Annotated in this window: 7 protein-coding genes; 5 read left to right on the top strand and 2 right to left on the bottom strand. The window is 63.0% G+C overall.

Features of this window, described 5'->3' with window-relative positions:
- Positions 1–175: 175 nt before the first annotated feature.
- Complete coding sequence (gene ggt, locus VHD36_03390; GenBank protein ID HVU86338.1) at positions 176–1,846, bottom strand: gamma-glutamyltransferase; 1,671 nt, start codon at positions 1,844–1,846, stop codon at positions 176–178.
- Positions 1,847–2,088: 242 nt separating this feature from the next.
- Between ggt and VHD36_03385 the strand changes: the two genes are divergently transcribed.
- Positions 2,089–4,326, top strand: a complete 2,238-nt coding sequence (locus VHD36_03385) for a tetratricopeptide repeat protein (protein HVU86337.1) — start codon at positions 2,089–2,091, stop codon at positions 4,324–4,326.
- Positions 4,327–4,361: 35 nt separating this feature from the next.
- Here VHD36_03385 and VHD36_03380 read toward each other — a convergent pair whose 3' ends face one another.
- Positions 4,362–5,210, bottom strand: a complete 849-nt coding sequence (locus tag VHD36_03380) for an LssY C-terminal domain-containing protein (protein ID HVU86336.1) — start codon at positions 5,208–5,210, stop codon at positions 4,362–4,364.
- 250 nt (positions 5,211–5,460) lie between these two features.
- On the opposite strand from VHD36_03380, the gene sucC reads away from it, so the two are divergent.
- The 4 genes from sucC to VHD36_03360 form a co-directional block, all read left to right on the top strand.
- Positions 5,461–6,645: an ADP-forming succinate--CoA ligase subunit beta gene (gene sucC / locus VHD36_03375; GenBank protein HVU86335.1), complete on the top strand. Its 1,185-nt coding sequence runs from the start codon at positions 5,461–5,463 to the stop codon at positions 6,643–6,645.
- Positions 6,646–6,717: 72 nt separating this feature from the next.
- A complete protein-coding gene (gene sucD, locus VHD36_03370) occupies positions 6,718–7,599 on the top strand; it encodes a succinate--CoA ligase subunit alpha (GenBank protein ID HVU86334.1) in 882 nt (293 codons plus the stop codon).
- Positions 7,600–7,861: 262 nt separating this feature from the next.
- Positions 7,862–8,566 (top strand): PEP-CTERM sorting domain-containing protein, encoded by a 705-nt coding sequence (locus VHD36_03365; protein HVU86333.1) that lies wholly within the window; start codon positions 7,862–7,864, stop codon positions 8,564–8,566.
- A 691-nt stretch (positions 8,567–9,257) separates the two neighbouring features.
- The coding region (locus VHD36_03360) for a hypothetical protein (GenBank protein ID HVU86332.1) at positions 9,258–9,548 on the top strand (291 nt) is incomplete at its 3' end.

Raw genomic sequence — 9,548 nt, 5'->3', positions numbered from 1 at the left:
GAACTCAACGGGCTGCGACATCGCAGGGATGCGATGGCAAAATGTCGACGTAAGTCGTTATTTTGCGAGCCGTGCGAAGCTTTGCTTCGCACTTGGCGAGGTTGAAAAAAGCCACGAGGGCTTTTTTCAACAGGCTGCTAGCTGCCACCGGGCCGACAGCCGCGGCCGGAAAGTGTCAGTATCCCGCCGCCTTGCCGGCGGTTTGCCGGGTGTCGGCCGCGCCCTGTAGCCTATGATCGAGTACGCGAATCGTATGGGCGTCCCCCTGTTCGCGTTTTTTGCCCCAGACGTCATGTCCCAAAGCCCGCAACTCGCGCACAAGCGGCGCTTGTTCCGGCTCGTTGCCTAGTTCCATGGTGACGCGATCCGGCATCCACTGGTGGTGCATGCGCGGCGCGTCGACCGCCTGCGCGACGTCATTGCCGAAATCGAGCACGTTCACCAGCACGCACAGCACGGTGTTGGGGATCGTGCGACCGCCGGGCGATCCGGTGACCAGCTGCAGACGCCCGTCGCGGGCGACGATTGTGGGCGATTGCGAGCTGAGCATCCGCTTGCCTGGCGCGATTACATTGGCCGATGTGCCGATCGCGCCGTTCCGGTCCGTGTAGCCTGGCCGGGGGTTGAAATCGGTCATTTCGTTATTGAGCAAGAAGCCTGCCCCCCGCACCACGATTCGCGCGCCGAAGTTTTCTTGCAGGGTGTACGTGTTCGCGACCGCCATTCGATCCGCGTCCACGACCGAAAAATGGGTCGTGCTTTCTCCCTCGATGGTCACCAACCGGTCTCGCGCTAATTGCAAACTCGGCGTAGCGCGTGACAGGTCGATCTCGGCAGCCAGTTTGTGCGCGTAATCCTTTGTCGTCAGGTGCGATGGCACCTCGACAAAGTCAGGGTCGCCCAAGAACTGGGCGCGATCGCAATAGGCCCGCCGCATGGCTTCGATCATCAAGTGCGCGGTTCTCGCGGAGAAGCGGCCTTCTTGACCCAAGTCGAAGTTCTCGAGGACGTTCAACATTTCGACGAGGCACGTCCCGCCCGAGCTGGGCGGCGGCGGTCCGAAGACGTCGAAGCCTCGATAGGTACCGTGGATGGGAGTGCGCAGCTTGGCTTCATATCTGGCCAGGTCGTCGGCCGTGATCAATCCACCACCGGCGCGCATTTCGGCGACGATCGAATCGGCGATGTTGCCGCGATAGAACGCGTCCGGCCCATCGTCGGCCAGCCGTTGCAACGTGCGAGCCAGCTCAGGCTGTACGAGCCGATCGCCGGCCTGCCACGTTCCCTGCCGTGGCGGCGCGAAAACGCGGCGGAATTCGGCGCTCGTTGTGGGTTTTTTGGAGATATTGTTGAGATCCTCAGCCAACGCCGCGTCGACCGCGAAGCCCTGTTGCGCGAGCGTCACGCCCGGCGCGACCAGTGCGCGCCACGGCAGCTTGCCCCAGCGCTTGTGCGCGAGGGCCAGCCCGCGCGGTGTGCCGGGCACACCAACGGCCATGTGCGAGTACGGCGCGCGGTTCTTGGCGAACATGTCCGCAGTCGCGGCAGCAGGAGCCGTCTCGCGATAGTCGACGCAGGCTGGTTCCTGGCCATCGCCCGGCCAGACGAGCATGAATCCGCCGCCGCCAATGTTGCCCGCCCCGGGATAAGTGACGGCAAGCGCGAGGGCCGTTGCCACGGCGGCATCGACCGCGTTGCCACCGCGGCGAAGAATCGCCAGGCCTGCGTCGCTCGCCTCGGGCGAGACCGAAACGACCATGCCGCGCTCGGCGTTCACGGTCTGCACAGCGGGCGCCTGCGGCGGAGGTTGCTCTGCGCCAAGCGCAATCCGACCGGTCACCGTCATCAGAGCTGCCACACCAACCAGGCGACCGATTGCGGGACGGCCCGTGCGTTTGGTAGCGGGGGTCTGTGGCCCCGGTCGAGGCACGCTCGGATTCCGGGCCTCACAGAGGCCGGCCGCAGAAGTCAGACTTGCATTCCAACAAATCGGACTACTCGCTAACGTGAACGTCGTAGGGCGAGTCATTTTCCGTGCCCTCTGTTTCGTGGACTGAAACATTGACTCTGACGGATCGACGAGAACTCTTGGATCAACAGGAACCGGCCGACTCGTTTGCCTGCGCTGCGGCGGCAGGCCCCGCGCGGCGAAAACTTTTGGATTTCGCCGGTGCCGGGCTTTTAATCGGCGCTGTGCTCGCCATTTACGCCCCGGCTTTGCACGCTCCGTTCATTTTTGATGATCGGGTATCGATCGTCGAGAACCCGTCGATTCGCTCTGCCTGGCCGCTCGTGGGAACTGACGAACGCCCCGGCCCGTTGCGTCCCCCGCGTGACGTGAGCACCGCCGGCCGGCCGCTTGTGAATCTTACCCTGGCGCTCAATTACCAGTCAGGCCGGCTCGACCCGACCGGCTACCACGCGTTCAACGTGGCCATTCATATCCTGGCCGCGCTGCTGCTATGGCGGCTGGTGCGCCGCACGCTTTTGCTTGCGTATTTCAGCGATCGCCTCGCTGGCGTGGCCGACCCGCTCGCCTTCGTGGCAGCGCTCGTTTGGGCTGTGCATCCGCTACAGACCGAAGCGGTCGAGTACGTGACGCAGCGCACCGAGCTATTGGTCTCGCTTTTCTATCTGGGCACGCTCTACGCATCGCTACGATATTGGAGCGCTACGGCGCCGCAAGCGAAAACCGGCTGGCTAGCCGCGGCGATCGCCGCCGCGGCCGCCGGCATGGCGTCCAAGGAGGTGATGGTCACGGCGCCGGTCGTCGTTCTGCTCTTCGAGCGGACGTTCCTCCGCCGCTCGTTTGGCGACGCATTGCGGCAATCCGCGCCACTTTATGCCGGCTTGTGCGCCACCTGGGGATTGCTGGCCGCTTTGAATTTCGGTGGCGCCCGCTCGAAGTCCGCCGGTTTTCACCTGGGAGTCCCAGCGCATGTGTGGTGGCTCACTCAAGCGCACGTGCTGCTCTTGTACTTGAAACTGATCGTGTGGCCGTGGCCGCTCGTGATTCATTACGAGTTTCCGTACCTGCACTCGTTCGCCGAAGCGTGGCCGTGGATCGCGCCGGTCTCCTTGTTGGGACTGGCCACGATCGCGCTACTCTATCGGCGGACGGCGACCGGCTTCGCGTGGGCGGCGGCGCTACTGGTGTTGTCCCCGACGTTGGTCGTGCCGATTATCACCGAAATCGCGGCCGAGCGGCGCATGTATTTGCCGCTGGCGAGCCTCATCCCGTGGCTGCTGGTGGGATCCTACCTGACGCTCAGCCGTCTCGCTGATCGCGCGGCGCCGGCCGTGTCAGCGCGCAATGCAGGCGTGGTTTTTCGCTGCACGATTGCCGTGACGCTTGCGATCGCGGCCGCCGGTGCCTGGCTCAGCTTTCAGCGCGCAAACATCTACAACGATCCGATCGCACTCTGGCAGGACGCCGCCATTTACCAGCCGGAGAATTCGCGGGTGCAGAACAACCTGGGCGTCGTGCTGGTCGACGCCGGGCAGCCGGCCGAAGCGATATCGCATTACCGGCGGGCCTTGGATCTGTCGCCCGACTACACCGAGGCGCAGTCGAACCTGGGCGTGGCGCTCGTGCATTTGCAGCAGTTCGGCGAAGCGCAACCGCAATTCGAGAGAGCCCTGGAGATCAATCCGAACTATGCCGACGCGCATATCAATCTGGCCCACCTGCTCGCGAAGTCCGGCCGGCTGGACGAGGCCGTGCCGCACTACGAGGCGGCCCTGCGGTTGAAGCCCAGTGCCGAATTGCACTCGAACCTCGGACACATCTTGGGGCTACTGGGGCGGAATCAGCAGGCGCGCGCGGAATTCGAGGAAGCCGTGCGATTGAAGCCCGATCTGGCCGAAGCGCACTTGAACCTCGGCGCCAGCCTCGCTGCCGACGATCCGCAAGCAGCCATATCCCATTACCAGGCCGCCTTACGGGCAAATCCCGATTTTGTCGAAGCCTACAGCAACCTCGGCGCACTGCTGTACTCGCTTGGGCGGCATGACGAAGCCATCGAACAGCTTCGTGAGGCGTTGCGACTGCGCCCCGACTATGCCGAAGCGCATTCGAATCTCGGCATCGCGCTGGTGTCGGCCGGCAAAACGGCCGAGGGGGTCGAGCAATTCGAAGAGGCGATCAAGCTGAAGCCCGACGTGACCGGATATGCCAACCTGGCCATGGCTTATGCGCAGGCAGGTCGGTCGGACGAAGCGATCCTCATGGCGGATCGGGCCGCGGCAATGGCACGGGAGCAGGGGCAGCCGGCGATGGCACGAAAGATCGAGGACTGGCTGAAAGGGTACCGCAGAAGTCAGTGAGTCGGAAAATCGCGTGCCCAGCGTGCGGCGATCATTCACTTGAGCCAGCCGCGCAGCCATGACCAGAATCGGTTCTTGGCTTGTACCGCAATCGGATTCGGCTCTTCGATCGGCGCGATCTCGCTCGGCACGTTATTCGGACTGATGACGCCGATCGTGACTTCGCCGTCGGTGTAGTACCAATCGCCGCCGCCGTTGCGCCCGTTCAGGGTCGGGCCCACGCCACTGACCTGGTACGTGCGCAGCAGCTCATGGGCTTCGATGAGCGTGTTCAGCACATGATCGCGCTCGGCATCGATGTCGGGATCGATGTGATGCGTGATCTGCCCGGTGCGATGGCTCAGCCCCACGCCGTGATCGAACGTCGCCGCGCCCAGCCATGTGGGCCGGCCATCGTCGGCCGTTTCCGGGCTTTTCCAGAAGCGGACGTGATGCCGTTCTTTGGCGCTTTTTCCGACGAGCTGCTCGAAGGCCAGGTCTTGCTTGCGGCCCCACACGTACAGGCTGCTGACCGGCGCGTCTTCATATTTTCGATCCAACAGCACGCTTTCGGCGATGTGGATGCTGCTGCGCGCGGTCACGGCGTCGGCCGGATGCCAACCGGCCGCGAGCATCGCACGCACGACTTCCTCTTGCGTGCCGACCAGACCGATGTTCAGCGGATCGCCCGGGATGTCGCTGCCGGTGACCGTCACCTTGGGCGTCCCTTCCAGGTTGGGCTGATGCTCGTAGTGATGCCACGCCGCGGGCAGGACGACATAGGCGACGAGTAGATACAAGCCGATCGCAACTAGCGCGCGCTTTGTCCAACGCCAGCGCCGTCGCATCACGGCAGGCGGCACGCCTTGATTCTCGACCGGCCTGCCTTCGGGAACTTCGGACATGGTGATCGCACGACGTATTTGAGTCGCGACAAAGCGGCGAAATGCCGCTCCCTTAAGCGCTCGTAAGTATAGAACGCCCGACCCGCATCGGCAGCAGGAAGTCCTGACCAGATATGACTCTAGCGGCGATCGAGGCAATCGCTCGGCTCCTTGACCATCGGCGCGCGGGCGTCCTATAATCCCCGGCTCGCACTCCCTCGGATGCCACTTGGCGTCTGATTTTCCCACCCAAAAGCTCGCCGGTTCCGCGATGAAAATTCACGAATTCCAGGCCAAGGAGATTCTGCGCAAGGCGGGCGTGGCCGTGCCGCAGGGGATCGTTGCTCGTAGCGGGGCCGAAGCGGCCGATGCGTTCCGCAAGCTGGGCGGACCGATCGCGGTCGTCAAGGCGCAGATCCACGCGGGCGGCCGCGGCAAGGGAACCATCAAAGACAACTCCAAGCAGCACGGCGTGCAGTTGGTTCGTAGCGCCGAAGAAGCCGCCAAAGTCGCCGAAGCGCTACTGAACAAGTCGTTGGTCACAATCCAGACCGGCCCCGAAGGCCAGACCATTCGCCAGGTCCTGGTCGAGCAAGGCTGCGATATCGCCCGCGAGCTCTATCTGGGCATCGTGGTCGACCGTGGCTCGCACGGACCGGTGCTGATGGTTTCGAGCGAAGGGGGCATGAACATCGAGGACGTCGCGGCCAAGACGCCCGAGCTGATCTACAAGGAACGCTTCGACCCGGCCGTCGGGCTCGAAGGCTTCCAGGCCCGGAAGTTGGCCTCGCGCCTGGGCCTCAAGGGGCCCAGCCTGGCGTCGGCCGAGAAGTTCATGAAGGGCCTGTGCCGGGTTTTTGTCCAATCCGATTGCAGCCTCGCCGAGATCAACCCGCTGGTCGTTACCGGGGCCGGCGAATTGCTGGCGCTCGATGCCAAGATGACCTTCGACGACAACGCTATGTTCCGCCATAAGGACCTGGCCGAGCTACGCGACATCGGCGAAGAAGAGCCGGCCGAAGTGCGAGCTGCCAATGCAGGTCTGAGCTACGTCAAGCTCGACGGCAACATCGGCTGCCTGGTCAATGGCGCCGGTCTGGCGATGAGCACCATGGACTTGATCAAACTGCACGGCGGCATGCCGGCCAACTTCCTTGACGTGGGCGGCGGCGCCAATGTCGACCAGGTGACCGAGGCGTTCCGTATTCTGCTTTCGGACAAGAACGTAAAGGCCGTGCTAGTCAATATTTTCGGCGGCATCATGCGCTGCACGACGATCGCCACGGCGATCCTGGCCGCTTATAAGACCGTCGGCTTTAGCGTACCGCTGGTCGTGCGACTGGAAGGAACCGAGGTCGAAGAGGGGCGCAAGATTCTCGCCAGTAGCGGCGTCGACATTATCGCCGCCGACGGTTTGACCGACGCCGCCAAGAAAGTCGTCGCGTCCGTTGCATAAGCCCCTTAAGCCCCTAAGCCCCGTCACGTTGCCTAATTCCACCTTGCCACTTTTTGCCGCATCGGGTCGAGCATGAGCATTCTGATCAATAAGAACACTCGCGTCCTTTGTCAGGGAATCACGGGCAAGGTTGGGCAGTTCCATACCAAGGGATGTCTGGACTACGGCACCAAGATGGTCGGCGGTGTCACACCCGGTAAAGGAGGCGAAAAGGTCCTCGATTTGCCGGTTTTCGATACCGTCGTCGAAGCGGTGCAGAAAACGGGCGCCGACGCCACGATGATCTTCGTTCCCCCGCCCGCAACGGCCGATGCCATTCTCGAAGCCATCGACGCGGGGATCAAAACCGTGATCGCGATCACCGAGGGGGTGCCGGTCTTGGATATGGTGCACGTCTACGATGTGGTGCGCCGCAGCAATTCAGTGTTGGTGGGCCCTAATTGCCCGGGCGTGATTACGCCCGAGGAGTGCAAAATCGGCATCATGCCGGGCCACATTCATCGCAAGGGGCCGATTGGCGTCATGAGCCGTTCGGGCACGCTGACGTACGAAGCCGCCTGGCAGTTGACGAACCTGGGACTCGGGCAGTCAACGTGCGTCGGTCTCGGCGGTGACCCGATCGTGGGCACGTCGTTCATCGACGTTCTTAAACTGTTCGAAGCCGACCCCGCCACCGAAGCCATTCTGATGATGGGCGAAATCGGCGGAACGGCCGAAGAAGAAGCGGCCGCCTTCGTCCGCGATCATGTCACCAAGCCCGTCGCGGCCTTTATCGCCGGGCGCGCGGCCCCTCCGGGCAAGCGCATGGGGCACGCCGGCGCCATTATTTCCGGCGGCAAGGGGACCGCCTCCGAGAAGATTGCCGCCCTGGAAGCCGCGGGCATCGAAGTGGCCCAGAGCCCGGCCGACATGGGCACCGCCATGCAGCGCGCGATTGCTCGCAAGCGCCGCTAGCCGAGGCGTGGCATTCAGCCGGGCGCGGATCCTCGCCAAACGTGCTCGGAGAAATTGCGCCAAGATGGCGGCCCTGCCAATCCCCCCGGATGGTGCAGATTAGAGGGCTGGCGAAACTTTAGCAATCTACGGATTCTTTCGGATTCTTGAAAAATGCTGAAATTATTTTGTTGACTACCTAGTTCGGATCGCGCAAAATGTGCGGGTAACACCCATCGGCGGTGGAGTGGGAGCTAATGCGACACCTGAAGGAGAACTGCAAATGAAAGTTAAGAGTCTGGCACTTGTTTGCGCGCTTGTAGCGTGCGCCGGCGTTGCCAAGGCAACGCAATTCAACCTCGATCTGCCCAACACGAGTGTCACCCTTGAGCTGAAGCTCAACGGCGCCGACATTCTCATTCCCGCCACGCAGGCGATTCCGATCACCGGTGGTGCGATCACGGCCACCGACAATGGCTCGTCGCTCAGCAATGTGCTGGGCACTGGTCCCTCGGCCGGCCTCCTGGTCGCTAGCCCGTGGAATGTGAACACGCTTCTGGGCAACCTGGCCCTTACGGGCGGCCACCTGAGCATCGGCGACTTGGGCGCCGGTAACGTGGTCTCGGCGAGCCCCGGTCCGTTCAACTATTCGGGCGGAAACATCGACGTCAGCGGCCTGGGCCTCGTGCTCGATGGCGGTGCTGGCACGATTCTCGGTAACACGTTCGACTTCGGTACCAGCCCGGTCGGTTTCTCTGTTCCTTCTCCCACGACGGGATCGTACAACGGCACCGAGTTGATCATTCCGACCGTCGTGTCGGGTTCGACCTCGATCAGCCTCGGTGGCAGCCCCGCTACGCTGACCTACACGATCGCCGGTCAGGTCGCCTTCACGAAGGTGCCCGAGCCGGGAACCGTTGCCTTGGCCGTGCTCGGCCTGTGCTCGGTTGCCCCGCTGGCTGTCCGTCGTCTCCGCAAGGGACGCTAGTCTGAGAGTAGTAGAATCTGGCGGGGGCTGGCCAAAGGCTTCCGGCCGATGAGTGTTATTACTGGGGGGTTGAGTTCGGAAGAGCTCAGCCCCCCTTTTTGTTTGACTCCCCTTTTTGTTTGACTGGGGCAGTATAAAGACCCACCGGCGGATCGGGAGAGCTCACGGTGGGCAGCTCGGCAACGCTCGCCTGCACCGTCTCGGGTGAGCTTGCCTTTGATCGACCGGCCGAGACGTGAAAGAGTTTCTCGCGAAAGTCAAAGGGCTTTGTTCCGTCATTGATTTCGCGATCGCGAGGCCCGATGCTCTTCTGGCGCCGGGCCTCGCTTTTTGCGCCCGCGGCGGCTGGTCAACCGACAATTAGCTAAACCCAATGTCCGATCAACAGGCAGCGAAGATCGACGGTGACCGTACGGAAGCGAATCGAGCGCCGCGCGCGGAGGAACAATCTGCGTCGAGAACGTGGCTTCGCCTTGCGCCCGTGGTGACGGCATTGCTGGCGGCGGCCATTCTGAGTGTGGCGGTTTTTGCCGCCTATCGCGCCGGTCTGCATGCTCCGTTCGTTTTCGATGACAAGCCTGGCCTTGCGGAAAACCCGTCAATCCTCCATGTCTATCCGCTCTGGGGAGCGGAGCCAGGTTCCGGACCTCTTTGGCCGGCACCTGATCTTCCCACTTCGGGGCGGCCGCTGGTGAACCTGTCGTTTGCCCTGAACGTCGCCTACGGGGGCCTCGATCCGTTCGGCTTCCATGTCGTTAATGTGTGCCTGCACGTGCTGGCGGCGCTGGTGCTCTTTGCACTCGCGCGGCGCACTTTGCGGCTCGAGCGCTTCGAGCATCGTTTCGATCGCGCGGCCGACGGCCTGGCCCTGGCCGCGGCGCTCTTGTGGGCGCTCCACCCGATCAACACCGAAACGGTCGAATATGTCACGCAGCGCACCGAGCTCATGGTGGGGCTGTTCTACCTGCTGACGCTCTACGGC

Source organism: Pirellulales bacterium, from assembly GCA_035546535.1.
Classification (GTDB): domain Bacteria; phylum Planctomycetota; class Planctomycetia; order Pirellulales; family JACPPG01; genus JACPPG01.
This window is presented reverse-complemented; position numbering and strand designations above follow the sequence as displayed.

What these genes read in the sequence shown, in the direction of transcription:
- VHD36_03365 (HVU86333.1), top strand. Translation starts at nt 7,862, where the DNA reads ATGAAAGTTAAGAGTCTGGCACTTGTTTGCGCGCTTGTAGCGTGCGCC.
- sucD (HVU86334.1), top strand. Translation starts at nt 6,718, where the DNA reads ATGAGCATTCTGATCAATAAGAACACTCGCGTCCTTTGTCAGGGAATC.
- sucC (HVU86335.1), top strand. Translation starts at nt 5,461, where the DNA reads ATGAAAATTCACGAATTCCAGGCCAAGGAGATTCTGCGCAAGGCGGGC.
- ggt (HVU86338.1), bottom strand. Translation starts at nt 1,846, where the DNA reads ATGACGGTGACCGGTCGGATTGCGCTTGGCGCAGAGCAACCTCCGCCG.
- VHD36_03380 (HVU86336.1), bottom strand. Translation starts at nt 5,210, where the DNA reads ATGTCCGAAGTTCCCGAAGGCAGGCCGGTCGAGAATCAAGGCGTGCCG.